The 16,381-nt window shown below is 60.0% G+C and carries 16 protein-coding genes; 11 read left to right on the forward strand and 5 right to left on the reverse strand.

From position 1 onward, the window contains the following. Positions 1-217 precede the first annotated feature (217 nt). Positions 218-1,357, reverse strand: coding sequence for a DNA-processing protein DprA (gene dprA / locus KO492_RS04990; RefSeq protein WP_354668235.1), 1,140 nt, complete (start codon positions 1,355-1,357; stop codon positions 218-220). Positions 1,358-1,659: 302 nt separating this feature from the next. Beyond that, positions 1,660-3,081: a metalloprotease TldD gene (gene tldD / locus KO492_RS04995; protein ID WP_216043936.1), complete on the reverse strand. Its 1,422-nt coding sequence runs from the start codon at positions 3,079-3,081 to the stop codon at positions 1,660-1,662. A 176-nt stretch (positions 3,082-3,257) separates the two neighbouring features. Here tldD and coxB point away from each other — a divergent pair, with 176 nt between their 5' ends. The 10 genes from coxB (at position 3,258) to KO492_RS05045 (ending at position 12,350) form a co-directional block, all read left to right on the forward strand. Beyond that, on the forward strand, positions 3,258-4,199 hold the full coding sequence (coxB, locus tag KO492_RS05000) for a cytochrome c oxidase subunit II (RefSeq protein WP_216043937.1): 942 nt from the start codon (positions 3,258-3,260) through the stop codon (positions 4,197-4,199). A gap of 135 nt (positions 4,200-4,334) precedes the next feature. Then, positions 4,335-5,273, forward strand: coding sequence for a heme o synthase (gene cyoE / locus KO492_RS05005; protein WP_216043938.1), 939 nt, complete (start codon positions 4,335-4,337; stop codon positions 5,271-5,273). Position 5,274: 1 nt separating this feature from the next. Beyond that, complete coding sequence (locus KO492_RS05010; protein WP_216043939.1) at positions 5,275-5,436, forward strand: hypothetical protein; 162 nt, start codon at positions 5,275-5,277, stop codon at positions 5,434-5,436. Next, positions 5,436-6,017, forward strand: coding sequence for a cytochrome c oxidase assembly protein (locus KO492_RS05015; RefSeq protein ID WP_216043940.1), 582 nt, complete (start codon positions 5,436-5,438; stop codon positions 6,015-6,017). The genes KO492_RS05010 and KO492_RS05015 overlap by 1 nt, the downstream gene beginning before the upstream one ends. Before the next feature lie 37 nt (positions 6,018-6,054). Beyond that, positions 6,055-6,858 (forward strand): cytochrome c oxidase subunit 3, encoded by an 804-nt coding sequence (locus tag KO492_RS05020; RefSeq protein ID WP_066602847.1) that lies wholly within the window; start codon positions 6,055-6,057, stop codon positions 6,856-6,858. A 90-nt stretch (positions 6,859-6,948) separates the two neighbouring features. Beyond that, positions 6,949-7,617, forward strand: a complete 669-nt coding sequence (locus KO492_RS05025) for an SURF1 family protein (RefSeq protein WP_216043941.1) — start codon at positions 6,949-6,951, stop codon at positions 7,615-7,617. A gap of 12 nt (positions 7,618-7,629) precedes the next feature. Beyond that, positions 7,630-9,012, forward strand: a complete 1,383-nt coding sequence (thrC, locus tag KO492_RS05030; protein ID WP_216043942.1) for a threonine synthase — start codon at positions 7,630-7,632, stop codon at positions 9,010-9,012. Continuing rightward, positions 9,009-10,268 (forward strand): M16 family metallopeptidase, encoded by a 1,260-nt coding sequence (locus KO492_RS05035; RefSeq protein WP_216043943.1) that lies wholly within the window; start codon positions 9,009-9,011, stop codon positions 10,266-10,268. The genes thrC and KO492_RS05035 overlap by 4 nt, the downstream gene beginning before the upstream one ends. After that, complete coding sequence (locus KO492_RS05040; RefSeq protein ID WP_216043944.1) at positions 10,268-10,858, forward strand: GNAT family N-acetyltransferase; 591 nt, start codon at positions 10,268-10,270, stop codon at positions 10,856-10,858. The genes KO492_RS05035 and KO492_RS05040 overlap by 1 nt, the downstream gene beginning before the upstream one ends. A 70-nt stretch (positions 10,859-10,928) precedes the next feature. Continuing rightward, positions 10,929-12,350 (forward strand): FAD-binding oxidoreductase, encoded by a 1,422-nt coding sequence (locus KO492_RS05045; RefSeq protein WP_216043945.1) that lies wholly within the window; start codon positions 10,929-10,931, stop codon positions 12,348-12,350. A 102-nt stretch (positions 12,351-12,452) separates the two neighbouring features. On the opposite strand, the gene KO492_RS05050 is transcribed toward KO492_RS05045, so the two are convergent. Both KO492_RS05050 and KO492_RS05055 read right to left on the reverse strand, forming a co-directional pair. Further along, positions 12,453-12,983 (reverse strand): adenine phosphoribosyltransferase, encoded by a 531-nt coding sequence (locus KO492_RS05050; protein ID WP_216043946.1) that lies wholly within the window; start codon positions 12,981-12,983, stop codon positions 12,453-12,455. 3 nt (positions 12,984-12,986) lie between these two features. Then, positions 12,987-13,871, reverse strand: a complete 885-nt coding sequence (locus KO492_RS05055; protein ID WP_216043947.1) for an S-methyl-5'-thioadenosine phosphorylase — start codon at positions 13,869-13,871, stop codon at positions 12,987-12,989. A gap of 192 nt (positions 13,872-14,063) precedes the next feature. On the opposite strand from KO492_RS05055, the gene KO492_RS05060 reads away from it, so the two are divergent. Then, complete coding sequence (locus KO492_RS05060) at positions 14,064-15,674, forward strand: SulP family inorganic anion transporter (protein ID WP_303578299.1); 1,611 nt, start codon at positions 14,064-14,066, stop codon at positions 15,672-15,674. Positions 15,675-15,758: 84 nt separating this feature from the next. Here KO492_RS05060 and KO492_RS05065 read toward each other — a convergent pair whose 3' ends face one another. Continuing rightward, positions 15,759-16,343 carry a flavin reductase family protein gene (locus KO492_RS05065; RefSeq protein WP_216043949.1) on the reverse strand — a complete coding sequence of 195 codons (585 nt, stop codon included), beginning with the start codon at positions 16,341-16,343 and terminating at the stop codon, positions 15,759-15,761. Between the last annotated feature and the right edge of the window lie 38 nt (positions 16,344-16,381).

The following is a 16,381-nucleotide window of genomic DNA, read 5'->3' on the forward strand; positions in this document are numbered from 1 at the left end:
ACGGTCCTTAAGATTCTCGTGTGAATGGGGCTTATGGCGGCGGAAAATGGTCTGAGCCTGTGGGGAATGTCAATGCAAAGCGTTGATTATTGTGTCGCAGCCTTCCGCTTTTCTTGTGTGTCCCGACGAAACTGTGACCTCAGGGATCGGCGCAAAGAGACGCGAGGCGGGGCTGTTACGGGCAAGGCCGGAGGCGGCTGTGACGTGGTTCCGGCACTTATCCCAGCGCAAGCATACCGCCGGGTTTGCGTGCGATCCGGCCATCGAGTTCGAGGTTGAGAATCTCCGCACTGGCACGTTCGGGGGCCACGCCAAGGTCGCGGATCAGGTCGTCCTCGGGCAGGGGAGCGCCGGACAGGCGGGAGAGAATCTCCGTATGGAGGGCGGCGTGATCGGCCAGAGTGCGGGTCTCTGCGGGAGGCGAGGGCACGGTGATGGCCTCTTGCGGGGTGGTCATGGCGGTTTGGGCCAGGGGCGAGGCTGCGGCCAGCGTGTCGATCACGTCGCGGGCGCTGCGAATGAGGGTGGCCCCATCGCGCAACAGGATGTTGCACCCCGCCGAGCGTGCATCAAACGGATGCCCCGGCACGGCCATGACCTCCCGCCCCTGATCTAGCGCATTGCCTGCGGTGAGAAGCGAGCCGGAGCGCGCGGCGGCCTCCACGACGATGGTGGCGCGGGCCAGACCGGAGACGATCCGGTTGCGCATCGGAAAGTGGCGGGCAAAGGGTTTCATGCCGAACGGCTGCTCGGACAACAGCAAGCCCGACTCGGCAATGTTGTGATAAAGCGCGGTGTTTTCTGCGGGGTAGATCTGGTCCAGACCACCGGCCAGAACGGCAAGCGTGCCGGTGTCCAAGGCCGCTTCATGCGCGCTTGCGTCGATCCCGCGGGCGAGGCCGGAGGCGATGGCAAACCCTTCTGCACCAAGATCGCGGCAGAGTGTGCGCGTGAAGCGATGGCCCAGTGAGGAGGCATTGCGCGCCCCTACGATGGCCAGTGCGGGACGTTCGAGCAGGGAAAGGTCGCCCTTGACCCAGAGCGCGGGCGGCGCGTCGTCGATCTGCGCCAGAAGCGCGGGATAGTCGGGATCACCGCGCAGCAGGAGCCGCGCCCCCTGTTTGCGCCCCGCCCGCAGTTCGGCGTCGATCACGCCTTGAGGGCAGATGTGATAATCGGAAACACCGGCCTGTCGGGCGATTTCGGGCAGGGCCTCAAGGGCTGCGGCCGCATCGCCGTGTTCTTTCATCAGCCGGTAAAAGGTACTCACGCCAACGCGGCGAGAGCGCAAGAGGCGAAGCCAGATGGCCCGATCTTCCTCGGTGTGGGGTGGGGTGAGGGGGTGGTGGGAAGGGATGAAATCCAAGGAACCAACTCTCTCCGTCTCTTGCCCCTTCACATTCGCTCAAAATGGTTAATGAGCAGTTACCAAAAACAGAAAAATTTGGCCTTTTTCGCAAACAAATGAAGTTTTTTCGCTTCGGGCCGGTCATGCCAGAGACAGGACAGGCCAGAGACAGGACAGGCCAGAGACAGGACAGGCCAGAGACAGGACAGGCCAGAGACAGGGCAGGCCAGAGACAGGGCAGGCCAGAAACGGGATATGCCAAAGGCGGGCGCGAGGCCCGCCTTGGTTCGGGAGAAATCCGAAGGGAGCGCTTATGCGGCAGAACCGCCGACCGTCAGCCCGCCGATCAGCAGTGTCGGCTGGCCGACACCCACGGGCACCCATTGCCCCTGTTTGCCACAGTTCCCAACGCCGGGATCAAGCGCCATGTCATTGCCAATGGCGCGCACATGTTTCATGGCGGTGGCTCCGTCTCCGATCAACGTGGCCCCTTTGACCGGTGCGCCGATCCGGCCGTTCTCGACTCGATAGGCTTCGGTGCAGTTGAAGACGAATTTGCCGTTGGTGATGTCGACCTGACCGCCGGAGAAGCCCACGGCATAGATACCGTCTTTCATGTCGGAGATGATCTCGTCTGGAGCGGCATCTCCGCCCAGCATATAGGTGTTGGTCATCCGCGGCATCGGGGCGTGGGCGTAGCTTTCGCGCCGACCGTTGCCGGTGGGGGTGACGCCCATGAGGCGTGCGTTCTGGCGGTCCTGCATGTAGCCAACAAGAACACCGTCCTCGATGAGCGTGGTTTTCTCCGAGGGGGTGCCTTCGTCATCGACAGAGATCGACCCGCGCCGGTCGGGGATGGTGCCATCGTCCAGCACGGTGACACCCTTGGCGGCGACCTGTTGGCCCATCAGCCCTGCGAAGGCAGAGGTTTTCTTGCGGTTGAAATCGCCTTCGAGCCCGTGCCCGACTGCTTCGTGCAGCAATACGCCGGGCCAGCCCGGTCCGAGCACCACATCCATGACACCGGCGGGGGCGGGGACGGCTTCGAGGTTGACTACGGCAATGCGCAGGGCCTCGCGGGCCACACCCTGCCAGTGATCCGGTGCGATGAGACCGGTCAGGCCAAACCGTCCGCCACCGCCCGCAGAGCCGCTTTCACGACGGCCATTCTGTTCGACAATGACGGAAATGGAGAGTCGCGCCATCGGACGGATGTCGGAGGTCAGCCCGCCTTCGGGGCGCAGGATGTAGACCTCCTGATGGGAGGCGGCGAGCGAGGCGGTGACCTGCACAACACGGGCATCAAGGTCGCGCAGGTAGTCGTCGATCTCTTTGAGCGTCTCGATTTTCACATCAAAGGCGGCGCCGTCGAGCGGGTTTTCGTCGGTGTAGAGATGCACGTTGGTCAGGCGCGGGGCGTCGGCCAATGTGCCGCCGCCTTCGCCCACGGCGAGACGTGCGGTTTCGGCGGCGCGCCGGATGGCCTGTTCGGTGATCTCTGTGGAATGGGCATATCCGGTGGTTTCGCCCCGCACGGCACGTAGCCCGAACCCTTCGGACGCATCATATGATGCGGTGCGAATGCGGCCATCATCAAGGACCAGACCTTCGGAGGTGCGCCGTTCGAGAAAAAGCTCGCCATCATCGGCCCCCGCGACGGCCTCACGGAGAATCGCAAGGGAGTTTTCAAGTTCGATCGCATTTGTAAATGGGTCAAAACGGCTCGAAGTCATGGATTTTCTCCCTTTAGACTTGATCTAGATCAAAAAAACAGCTGAATGCGGATAGGAATTCTTGTCCCGTCACGCCTAATATGGTCTTTGATAGGGCAGACTCAAACGAAAACGCACCCGGAATACCGGGGCAGCCGTCGGGGAAACAACCCTGATTGCAACCTAGGGAAGAGACAATGCGCACAAAATCTTTTGGGTCCGCTGCGGCGGCCGCTCTTTTTGCAACGCTGACCACGACCGGTATGGCGACCGGGGCATGGGCCCAGGATGGTGAACTTCTGGGCGCGCCCGTGTCGGGCAAGACAGGGTTCCAGCCTGCCGCGACGGAACTGGCCCGTGATCTGCAATCGCTTGATCATATGCTTCTGGTGGTCATTGCCCTGATCGTCGGGTTCGTCTGTGCGCTGATCCTCTGGGTGATCGTGCGCTACAACCGCAAGGTCAACAAAACGCCGGCGAGCTTTACCCACCACACGCCGATCGAGGTGGCCTGGACCATCGTGCCGATCCTGATTCTCGTAGTCATTGGCGCGTTTTCCCTTCCGGTGCTGTTCAAACAGCAGGAAATTCCGGAGGGCGACATCTATATCAAGGTGACGGGCTACCAATGGTATTGGGGCTATGAATATGTGGACGAAGACATTGCCTTCGACAGCTATCTTCTGGGTCACCCTGCCAATATGACGGATGAGGATTACGACGCCGGTGCGCGCAACTATGTGCTGAACGATGCGATGCGCGACAAGCTGGTGCGGGCGGGTTATTCCGAGGACCAGTTCCTGTTGGCCACCGATACCAAGGTTGTTGTGCCTGTGGGTAAGACAATCGTGATGGGCGTGACTGGTGCGGATGTGATCCACAGCTGGACAATCCCTGCCTTTGGCGTGAAACAGGATGCCGTTCCGGGCCGTGTGGCCGAGCTTTGGTTCAAGGCCGAGAAAACCGGCACCTTCTTTGGCCAGTGTTCCGAACTTTGCGGCAAGGACCACGCCTATATGCCGATTACGGTGCAGGTGGTGGAGCAGGACGAATATGACGCTTGGCTGGCTGAGGCCAAAGAGCTTTACGCCGCCAATGACGCCGCTCCGAGCACAATCAAACTGGCATCTGCCAACTGAGATTTCCGGTGAGGGCGGATCAACCGCCCCGCCATATACAAGAACAAGACCCACGCACGAAAGCGCCCCCCAAAAGAGGTCAAAGCCCGTCGGGGGGCATCTTCACAACTGGCAAAACGCACTGGACAATATGCGATGACTGACGCGACGATCATTTTGGACGACAAACACGAGGCGGAATTCGGCGACTATTTCGCGCTGCTCAAGCCGCGTGTGATGTCTCTGGTCGTGTTCACGGCTTTTGCCGGTCTCATCGTGGCTCCGGGCGGGATTCACCCGTTTCTGGGCTTTTTCGCAATTCTGTGCATTGCGATCGGCGGCGGAGCCTCCGGTGCGCTGAACATGTGGTATGACAGCGACATCGATATGGTGATGAAACGCACCAAGTCGCGCCCGATTCCGGCGGGAAAAGTTACGCGCGAAGAGGCGCTGGGCCTTGGCCTGACGCTTTCGGCCTTTTCGGTCGTCATGCTGTATCTTGCGACAAACTGGGTCGCAGCGGCGCTTTTGGCCTTCACCATCTTTTTCTATGCGGTGGTCTACACCATGTGGCTCAAACGCGCGACGCCGCAGAACATCGTGATCGGCGGGGCTTCGGGCGCATTTCCTCCGATGATCGGCTGGGCGGCGGTGACGGGGGACATCACGCTGTCTTCGGTTCTGATGTTCATGCTGGTCTTTATGTGGACGCCGCCGCATTTCTGGTCTCTGGCGCTGTTCATGAACGCGGATTACGACAAGGCGAAAGTGCCGATGCTGACCGTCACCCACGGCAAGCGTGCGACGCGCAACCATATCCTTGTCTACACCGTGCTTCTGGCAGGATTCGCCGCGGCAATGTTTGCCACGCCCTTGGCGGGGTGGAGCTATCTGGTCGTTGCCGTGGTGATGAACGCTTTGTTCCTGCGCGGGGCTGTGGTGCTCTGGCGGCGCGATGAGGTCGAGGCGGAGGCGGACGGCTACAAGGCCGAACGCGCGTTTTTCAAACTGTCGCTGGCCTATACCTTCCTGCATTTCATGGCGCTTATGGCGGACAAGGTGCTCTTTTCCTTTGGCATCGGAGGGCCGTTCTGAGATGGCAATCACCAAGCTGCATGACATTCACGCCCGCCGTCGCTCCCGCAATGTGGGGCTGGGGCTGGCTTTGGCCGCCTTTGTCGTGCTGCTGATCGGGTTGACCGTGGTCAAGGTGACCGTGCTGGATCCCTCCATCGCAACGCAGGAGACACAATACTGATGGCACTCCAAGGTCCGCAAAAGACAGTGCTGCAACTCGTGGGGGTGGTGACCCTCATGGGCGCGCTGGCGTGGGCCTCGGTGCCGTTTTACAGCTGGTTCTGTCGGGTGACGGGCTTTGGTGGTACCACGGATGTGGCAGAGACCGCCTCGGATGTCATTCTGGACGAGACCATTAAAATCCGCTTTGACGCCAACACGGATCCGTCGATGCCGTGGGAGTTCAAGCCGGTTGAAAACGTGATGGAATTGCGGATCGGGGAGACGGGGCTGGCGTTTTACGAGGCTTACAACCCGACCGATCGCGTGATCGCGGGCACGGCCTCTTACAATGTCGCGCCCTTCGAGGCGGGCAATTTCTTTACCAAGATCGACTGTTTCTGCTTTACCGAACAGATACTCAAGCCCGGTGAGCGGGTGCTGATGCCCGTGACCTTCTATGTCGATCCGGACATTACCACCGACAGGGATGCGAAATATGTGCATCGGATCACACTGTCTTATACATTTCACGAAACAGATCTGCCCGAGGATTATGCCGCGCTGGACAGCGGCAGCCCTGAGCAGACCACTGTGAACTAAGCCCGAACGGGCACTCTAAGGGAGAGGGACGCACGCAATGGCGCACGAAAAGAACCACGACTACCACATCCTTCCACCGTCGCCCTGGCCGCTGATGGGCGCAATGGCTGCCTTTGTCATGCTCTTTGGCGCGGTGATGTGGATGGCCAAGGACAACCCCTATATCTTCCTCATCGGTTTCATCGGTGTGCTCTATGTGATGTGGAGCTGGTGGGGTGAGACGATCAAGGAAAACAAGGCGGGAGATCACACGCCTGTGGTGCGGATCGGCCTGCGCTACGGTTTCATCATGTTCATCATGTCCGAGGCGATGTTCTTTGCCGCATGGTTCTGGGCGTTTTTCAAGAATGCGCTCTATCCGATGTGGAGCTATCCGGGCACGGAATATGTGAAGCCCGAGTTCATTCCGGTGGATGCCTTCCACCTGCCGCTGATGAATACGCTGATCCTGTTGCTGTCCGGCTGTGCCGTGACATGGGCTCACCATGCGCTGGTGCATGGTAATATCCGCAAGGATCTCGTCGCCGGTCTGGCGATTGGTGTGGGTTTCGGCGCGGTGTTCACACTGTTTCAGGCCTATGAATACTACGAGCTGCTTGTGCATGAAGGTTGGACCTTCGGGGGGGATTTCTTCTTTGGCTCCTTCTTTATGGCCACGGGGTTCCACGGCTTCCATGTGATCATCGGCACGATTTTCCTGACCATCTGTCTGGTTCGTGCGATGCGTGGTGACTTTACGCCGGAGGATCACATCGGGTTCGAGGCCGCCGCATGGTATTGGCACTTTGTGGATGTCGTCTGGCTGTTCCTGTTTGTGGCGGTTTACATCTGGGGCCAGTAAGCGCCCTGAGTATTTCCCGCCATCAGAAAACCGGTTAGAAGGGCGCGGGTCTCGCGCCCTTTTCCATTGGAGAGCCTTTGTGGAGAAAAGATGCACAAACGGATGATTTTCCCTATCGTGATCGGTGTCCTCGGCTGTGGCATTCTGATCTGGCTGGGCACATGGCAGCTGTCGCGTCTGGCGTGGAAAGAGGGGGTTCTGGCCGAGATCAGAGCGGAGATCCGCGCCGATCCCGTGCCGCTGCCGGCTGTGGTCGATCCGTCCATGAAATACCTGCCGGTGGTGGTGGAAGGGGAGATCGGGGATGCGGAGCTGCATGTTCTGGTCTCGCGCAAGCAGATCGGCGCGGGCTATCTGATCGTCGCGCCGCTGACCTTGGACGACGGGCGGCGAGTGTTGCTGGATCGCGGATTTGTGCCCGACGAGGCGAAAGAGACGGTGCGTCCCAAGGGGGCCGTCACTGTTATCGGCAATCTGCATTGGCCGGATGATATGAACGCCTCGACCCCTGAGCCGGACATGGCGCGCAACATCTGGTTCGGGCGGGACATTCCGGCGATGGCGGCGGCTTTGGACACAGAGCCGGTCCTGATCGTGGCACGAGAAAGCACAGGGGAGGGGATCGAACCGATGCCCGTGGGCGTCGAGGGCATCCCGAATGACCATCTCGAATATGCGATCACGTGGTTTTCGCTCTGTCTTGTCTGGTTAGGGATGACTCTTTTCCTTCTCTGGCGTATCAGGACGCGAACAATCTGACGAGCGGAGCACATGCGTTATATCTCGACCCGCGGCGATGCGCCGGTTTTGAACTTTGAAGAGGCCATGTTGACGGGCCTTGCTTCTGATGGCGGGCTCTATGTGCCCGAGACCATTCCGACCCTGAGCGAAGGCGAGATTGCCGCGCTGGCGGGGCTGTCGTATGAGGAGGCCGCCTTCAAGGTGATGAAGCCTTTCATTGGCGACACTTTCACCGATGCCGAGTTTCAGGAGATCATCGCAAAGGCCTATGCCGGCTTCAAACATGACGCCCGCGCGCCTTTGGTGCAGTTGGGGCCGAACCACTTCCTGCTTGAGCTGTTTCACGGACCGACGCTGGCGTTCAAGGATTTCGCCATGCAGCTGATCGGGCAACTGTTTCAGGCCGCACTGACGCGGCGCGGGGAGCATGTGACCATTGTCGGTGCGACTTCGGGGGATACCGGATCTGCTGCTATCGAGGCCTTCAAGGGCCTGTCGAATGTGGATGTGTTCATCCTCTTCCCGCATGGTCGCGTCTCCGATGTGCAGCGTCGCCAGATGACGACCCCGTCCGAGTCCAATGTCCACGCGCTTGCGGTTGAGGGCGACTTTGACGATTGCCAGGCAGCACTCAAGGATATGTTTGCCGATATCGACTTCCGCGATCACGTAAAACTTGCGGCGGTCAATTCGATCAACTGGGCGCGGGTGCTGGCGCAGGTGGTGTATTACTTCACCTCCGCCGTCTCTCTGGGCGCGCCGCATCGCAAGGTTTCCTTCACCGTGCCGACTGGCAATTTCGGGGACATCTTTGCGGGCTATATTGCCAAGCGCATGGGCCTTCCGATCGAGACGCTGGTGATTGCCACAAACCAGAACGACATTCTGCACCGGACGATGGAAACAGGGGCCTGCACGAAAGAAGGCGTGGTCCCCTCGATCAGCCCGTCGATGGATATTCAGGTGTCGTCGAATTTCGAACGTGCGCTTTTTGATGTCTATGACCGCGAAGGTGCGGCGATTGCGCAGCTTATGGACGAGTTCAAATCGGGCGCGTTCAAGATTTCCCAAGGGGCGATGGACCGCCTGCGGGACACGTTCCAATCGGGTCGCGCCTCCGAAGAAGAAACCACGGCCACCATTGCCGATATGCACAGACGCACGGGCGAGGTTCTCTGCCCGCATACGGCTGTGGCTGTGAAAGTGGCCGAAGAGCATTTGGGCGATGTGCCGATGATCTCGCTTTCGACCGCGCATCCGGCGAAATTCCCCGCAGCGGTCGAAGCGGCCTGTGGCATTCATCCGGACCTGCCGGAACATATGGCCGATCTGTTTGAGCGCGACGAGCGGTTCACAGTGGTGCCCAATGACCTCGATCGTCTTAAATCCCTCATTAAGGAGCGTCTCGCTTGAGTCCACGTATCCACACCCTTCCTAACGGTTTTCGGATTGTCACCGAACTTCAGCCATCGATGCAAAGCGCGTCGATCGGGGTCTGGGTGCTGGCGGGTGGGCGGCACGAGCGCATCGAACAGAACGGCATTGCGCATTTTCTCGAACATATGGCGTTCAAGGGCACCAAGCGCCGCACGCCTTTGCAAATCGCGGAAGTGCTGGAAAATGTCGGCGGTTATCTCAACGCCTATACCACGCGGGAAACCACGGCTTATTATGCGCGGGTGCTCAAAGACGATGTGTCTCTGGCGCTGGATGTGATCGGGGACATTGTTCTGAACCCGATTTTCGATCCCCATGAACTGGAAGTCGAACGCGGTGTGATCCTCTCCGAGATCGGTCAGGCGCTTGATACGCCCGATGATGTGATTTTCGACTGGCTGCAAGAGGCGACCTTCCCGAAACAGGCGCTGGGCCGCACAATCCTTGGCCCTGCTGAACGGGTGCGGAATTTTACCCGTGACGACCTCGCAGGCTTTGTGGAAGAGCATTACAGCCCCGAACGCATGGTCCTGTCAGCGGCGGGGAATATCGATCACGACCGGATCGTGGCCGAGGCCGAGGCGATCTTTGGCGACCTCAAACCGCACGGTCGCGATTATGCCGATCCGGCACGGTTCGAGGGCGGCGAGTTTCGCAAGGTCAAATCCCTGGAACAGGCGCATTTCACGCTGGCTTTTGAAGGGCCGGCCTATCGGGACGAGAATATTTATATTGCCCAGACCGCGACCACGGCTTTGGGCGGTGGTATGTCTTCGCGTCTGTTTCAGGAACTGCGCGAAAAACGCGGGCTGTGTTACACGATCTATGCGCAGTCGGGGGCCTATTCCGACACCGGTCTGACCACGATCTACGCGGGCACCTCCGGCGAGCAGATCGCGGAACTGGCCGAGGTGACGGTGGACGAGATGAAACGCGCCGCCTCCGAGATGACGATGGTCGAAGTGGATCGTGCACGGGCGCAGATCAAGGCAGGGCTGTTGATGGGGTTGGAAAGCCCGTCCTCGCGCTCCGAGCGCAACGCACGGATGCTGGGCATCTGGGGACGTATTCCGGCACTTGAGGAAACGGTCGAGCGGATCGACGCGGTCGGCCTTGAAAGTGTGCGGGAGTTTCTGGCGCAGACCGGATTGGGCAAGGCCTCCATGGCGCTCTATGGTCCGGTGAAAGCCGCGCCGGAACTTGAAGATCTGCGTGAGAGGTTTGCTGCCTGATGCTGATGCGACGGCCGAAGGTAAGGATCGAGACGGAGCGTATGACGCTGCGCCTTCCCCAGCATTCGGACTATCGCGCCTGGGCGGCCTTGCGCTCTGAAAGCATGGAGTTTCTGCAACCGTGGGAGCCCACTTGGTCTGAGGACCATCTGACCCGCAAATCATTCACCAATCGTGTGATCTGGGCCGAGCGCAGTTTCAAAAGCGATACAGGGCTTCCGGTCTTTCTGTTCCGGCGCGAGGACAATGCGCTTTTGGGCGCGTTGACGCTCGACAATATCCGCCGTGGTCCGGCGCAGGCGGGCACCATCGGCTACTGGATCGGTGCGCGTTATGCCCGCCACGGCTATATGAAAGAGGCCATCGCCGCCGTCACCCACCACGCTTTTACCCGCATGCGTCTGAGCAGGCTTGAAGCGGCGTGCTTGCCGGAAAATGTCGCCTCGCGCGGGGCGCTGGAAAAGGCCGGTTTCAAATATGAAGGCGTGGCGCAGGCCTATCTCCAGATCAACGGGCGCTGGCGCAACCATGTGCTTTATTCCGCGTTGCATCCCGACCGGCGCGGACCGACGACAATCGGTCAGGCCTAAGGTTTCGGCCTGAGATTTTGGATTGAGGCGACGGGCGCCGGAGGCTACATCTGTGACGAAGGAGCCGCCCATGATACACTCAGCCACCCCCGAGTTTCTGACCCGCCTTGAAGCGGCTTTGCCTGCCGGCACGTTGCGAGAGCGGCGTCCTGGTGAATTGGAAGACCCGCGCGGGCGTTATCAGGGCCAAGCGGCCACCATTGCCTGTCCGTCGACGGTGGAGGAGGTTTCGACCATCATGCAATTGTGCAATGCAGCCTGTGTCAGCATTGTCCCCTTGGGCGGCGGAACGGGGTTGGTGCTCGGGCAGATCGCCCATGACGGCCCTGAGCCTGTGGTGCTCTCGCTTGAGAAAATGACAAAAATCCGTGGGGTCTATCCGCAGGAGAATGTCATCGTGGCCGAAGCCGGTGCGATCCTTGCCGATGTGCAGACCGCCGCAGAGGAGCAAGACCGCCTGTTCCCGCTTTCCTTGGGGGCTGAAGGGTCTTGCCGGATCGGGGGCAACCTTTCGACCAATGCCGGCGGCTTGAATGTGCTGCGCTACGGCAATGCGCGGGAATTGTGTCTCGGGATTGAGGCTGTGCTGCCGGACGGGCAGATTTTCCACGGGTTGAAACGGCTGCGCAAGGACAACACGGGCTATGACCTCCGCAACCTTCTGATCGGGGCCGAGGGCACGCTGGGCGTGATCACGGCTGCGGCGCTGCGGCTTTTCCCGCGACCGGAGCGCACAGCGGCGGCGATTCTGATCGTGCCTTCGCCTGCGGCGGCGCTGGAGCTGTTGAACATGGCACAGGGCATCGCGGGGGAGGGGATTTCGGCTTTTGAACTGATCTCCGGCATGGGGCTGGATTTCCTGTCGGATACCATGCCCGATCTGCGCCAGCCATTCGAGAACCATCCCGAGTGGAGCGTACTGATTGATCTCGGCGTGTCAGGTGCGTCCGATCCGGAGGAGATGCTCGCCACGCTGTTCGAGCAGGGGTTCGAGGCGGGGCTGGTCTCCGACGGGGTCATCGCCCAAAGCGAAGCGCAGCGGCAGGACTTCTGGACCCTGCGCGAGACGATTCCTGAGGGGAACAAACGTGTCGGGTCGATTTCCTCTCATGACATTTCCATCCCGCTCTCGAAGATCGCGGCCTTTATCCCCGAAGGGATCAAGCGGCTTGAGGCCTTGGGCGATGTGCGGGTGAATTGTTTCGGGCATCTGGGCGATGGCAACCTGCATTACAACGTGTTTCCGGCGCGCGGGCGGGACCGGTCGGAGTACGAGAATATCCGGCTTGAGGTGAAGCGCGTGGTGCATGATCTGGTGGCGGAATATGACGGGTCGTTTTCAGCCGAACACGGGGTCGGGCGTCTCAAGTCCGAAGATCTGGAGCGCTATGGCGATCCGGCGAAACTGTCGGCGATGCGGGCGATCAAGGCGGCACTTGATCCGAATGGCATCATGAATCCGGGTGCCGTTTTGCGCCTGCGCGCAGACTGAGTATTTGGGCCATCAGAAAGCAGGGCGGTTGACCGAAAGCGCCCTGACCGGTGGCGATCAGGGCGTGAGGTGTTTGTGCTTGCTTGTGATGCCGGTGTGGCGTCAGGCACCATCGAACTGGCATAGGGCGTGAATGTCATAGCCGAGGTCTTCCAGACGTTTGCGGCCACCAAGCTCCGGCAGGTCGATGATGAAGGCGCAGCCGACAATCTCGCCGCCCAGACGTTCCACAAGTTTGATTCCCGCTTCCGCAGTGCCTCCCGTGGCCAGCAGGTCATCCACGACAAGGATTTTCTCGCCTGCGCTGATGGCGTCGTCATGCACTTCGACAACGGCCTCGCCATATTCGAGCTTGTACTCTTCCGAGATCACCGCGCCGGGCAGTTTGCCTTTTTTGCGGATGGGCACAAAGCCGATGGACAGCTGGTGCGCGATGGCACCGCCGATGATGAAACCGCGTGCCTCAAGCCCCACGACCTTGTCGATATGTTGACCGACATAGGGGGCGAGCAACTGGTCGATGGCCAGCCGCATTCCGCGCGGGTCGGCAAAGAGTGTTGTGACATCGCGGAACATGATCCCCTCATGCGGGAAGTCGACGATGGTGCGGATGTAATCCTTGACGGTTTTCATGCCTTATCCTTTCAGAACGCGGCCCGCGACGGTCGCGAGTTTTTCGATCATCTCCGGTGCGCGTTTGTCCGGCGCGGTCATGATCGCATGTTCCAGTGCGCGGTCGCAGCCATAGGGGCAGGGCGTGAAATGCGGCCCCAGTAGCCCGGGCAGCGCGGCGACAAGTGATTTTGCATGGGCGGTATTGGCTTTGAGCGTCGCGAGGATGTCGGTGATCTGCACTGCGCCGTGATCCGGATGCCAGCTGTCATAATCGGTGACCATCGCGACGGAGGCGTAACAGATCTCCGCCTCGCGGGCGAGTTTCGCCTCCGGCATATTGGTCATGCCGATGACATCGCAGCCCCAGCTTTCGCGATACATCCGGCTCTCCGCGACAGAGGAGAACTGCGGGCCTTCCATCGCCAGATAGGTGCCGCCCTTATGCACCGTGACGCCCGTTGCGCGCGCGGCCTCATAGGCAAGGCCGGAGAGCCGTTCGCAGACCGGATGGGCCACGGAGACATGCGCCACGCAGCCCGTGCCGAAAAAGGACTTTTCCCGCGCAAAGGTCCGGTCGATGAACTGGTCGATGATGACGAAATCCCCCGGAGCCATTTCTTCGCGAAATGATCCCACGGCGGAGACGGAGACAAGGTCGGTGACCCCCATCTGTTTCATCGCGTCAATATTGGCGCGGTAGTTTACCGTGGAGGGGGAATGGACATGGCCGCGCCCGTGACGCGGGAGGAAAACCATTTTGATGCCGTCCAGCCTACCGGTGAGCAAGGCATCCGAGGGTGGCCCCCAAGGCGTTGTAACCCCCTGCCAAGCGGCATCTTCCAGCCCGTCAATCTCATAGACGCCCGAGCCGCCCATCACGCCGATTACACGTTGCCTGTCTGCCATGCCTGTCTCCTTGCTGGTCGGGCCGAGTTTGCGGCGATGCAGAACAGGGTGCAAGGGGCAAAGCGCAACAGGTGAAAGCTCTTCTTGCACAGTGTATGGCGATGGGCTTTCGCAATGCGACAAAACGCGCTATGGGGGCGTCAAGGCCCCGTGAACGGGCAAAGAAACCTCAAAACACCAAGGGATGACCCCGTGATACAATCCGCACTCGCAAGTTTTGCGAAAAACCTCTCCATTTCCGGAACGACATCGACCAAGCTCACACCGACACAGGCCAAGACCGATGTCCTCTCCGGCCTTACCGTGGCTTTGGCGCTTGTGCCCGAAGCTGTTGCCTTTTCTTTCGTGGCGCAGGTCCACCCGCTGGTCGGGCTTTATGCGGCCTTCATTATGGGGCTTGTCACCGCCGTGTTCGGCGGGCGTCCGGGGATGATCTCCGGCGCGACGGGGGCGATTGCGGTCGTGTTCGTCTCTCTCGTCATCGAACATGGCGTCGAATATCTCTTTGCCACCGTGGTCCTCATGGGGATATTGCAAATCCTCGCGGGCATTTTCCGGTTGGGCAAATTCATCCGGCTTGTGCCGCATCCGGTGATGCTGGGCTTTGTAAACGGTCTGGCCATTGTGATTTTCCTTGCCCAGTTGACGCAGTTCAAAGTGCCCGGCACGGACAATTTCATGACCGGTATGCCGCTCGTGATCATGCTAGCGCTTGTCGCCTTGACGATGGCGGTGGTGTATTTCCTGCCGAAAGTGACCAATATCATCCCAGCGCCTCTGGCTGGCATCCTGATCACCGCCGTGGTTGTGATTGCCTTTGGCATCAACGTGCCGCGCGTGGGTGATATGGCGCAGATCAAAGGCGGGCTTCCGACCTTCCATATCCCCGCCGTGCCGATGTTCGAGAGCATGGATAGCTTCCTCTCCACGATGCACATCATCTTCCCCTATGCGCTGATCGCGGCGGCTGTGGGCTTGATCGAGAGCCTGTTGACGCTCAACCTCGTGGGCGAGATCAAGGGCGAGCGCGGGGGCGTGTCGCAGGAATGTCTGGCCCAAGGCGCAGGCAATGTGATCTCCGGCTTCTTCGGCTCCATGGGTGGCTGTGCGATGATCGGGCAATCTATGATCAACGTGAAATCCGGCGGGCGCACGCGGCTGGCAGGGATTGCCGCAGCGCTGTTCCTTCTGGCCTTCATCATGGTCGCCAGCCCGTTGATCGAACAAATCCCGCTCGCAGCACTTGTCGGCGTGATGTTCATGGTGGTGATCGGCACATTCGCATGGAACTCCTTCAACGTGATGCGTAAGGTGCCGCGCGTGGATGCGTTTGTCATCGTGCTGGTGACTGTTGTGACCGTCCTTGAAGACCTCGCAATCGCCGTTGTCGTGGGTGTGATCGTCTCGGCGCTGGCCTATGCGTGGCAGAACGCCTCGCGCATCCATGCCAAAACCTATGAGACACCCGAAGGCGCTAAGGTCTATCAAATTCAGGGTCCGCTGTTTTTCGGCTCCGCTGAAGGCTTCCTTGAAATGTTCGATCCCGCCAATGACCCGTCTATGGTGATCGTCGATTTCGCCGATAGCCGTGTGGCCGACCAATCGGCGCTGAATGCGATCGAAAGTCTGGCGGCGAAATACGAGGCGCGGGGCAAGGAAATCCAACTGCGCCATCTGAGCCGTGATTGTCACCGCCTCCTGTCTAAAGCGGGTCACCTGATGGTCGATAGCGATGACGATCCCGATTATCAGGTCGCCACGGATTATGTTGTGCGCACCGGTGTTCTCGGCAGCGGGCACTAGGCGAAAATGTTCGAATGAGACAAGAAAAGGGGGCCGCGCGGCCCCTTTTTACGTATCCTTTGTGCAAAAAATACTCGGTCCGGATCAGGCCTGCGGGCGTGTAAGCTCGAACACTTTGGTGATTTCGGCATAATCCCGATAGCCGAGACGCGACAACAGACGCGCCTTGACCACATCGAAGCGGCCCTCGACGATCAGATCGGGACGAATGTGGACCCCGACAACTTCGCCGAATACGGCGGTGTTCTCCGCCCCCTCAAGCTCTACGATCTGCGTGACCCTACATTCCAGAGAGGCGGGGGCATTTTCGACGCGGGAGCAGGCAATCTCGCGACAGGGCGCGCGCAAAGTGCCCGAGTGGGTGAATTCGTCTTCCTCAAAGGCCAGCGCTTCTGATGAGGCATTCATCATCGCAATTTGCTCTGCGCCGACAAGATTGACGCAGAACTCGCCGGTCTCGCGCAGGTTTTGCATCGTATCTTTCGCACCGACAGAGCCGAACATCACTTGCGGCGGCGCATAGGCGACAGCGTTGAAAAAGGAATAGGGCGCGAGATTCTCGTGCCCTAAAGCGGACCGCGTCGAAATCCAGCCGATGGGGCGGGGCGAGACAATAGCGCTGAACGGATTGTGCGGCAGGTCATGCCCGTCGCTGGGGCGATAATACATTTTCGGAACGGTCCTTTCGCGTTTCGACGCGTTGCCCC

The sequence above is a fragment of the Celeribacter halophilus genome (genome assembly GCF_018860305.1).
Classification (GTDB): Bacteria; Pseudomonadota; Alphaproteobacteria; order Rhodobacterales; family Rhodobacteraceae; genus Celeribacter; species Celeribacter halophilus_A.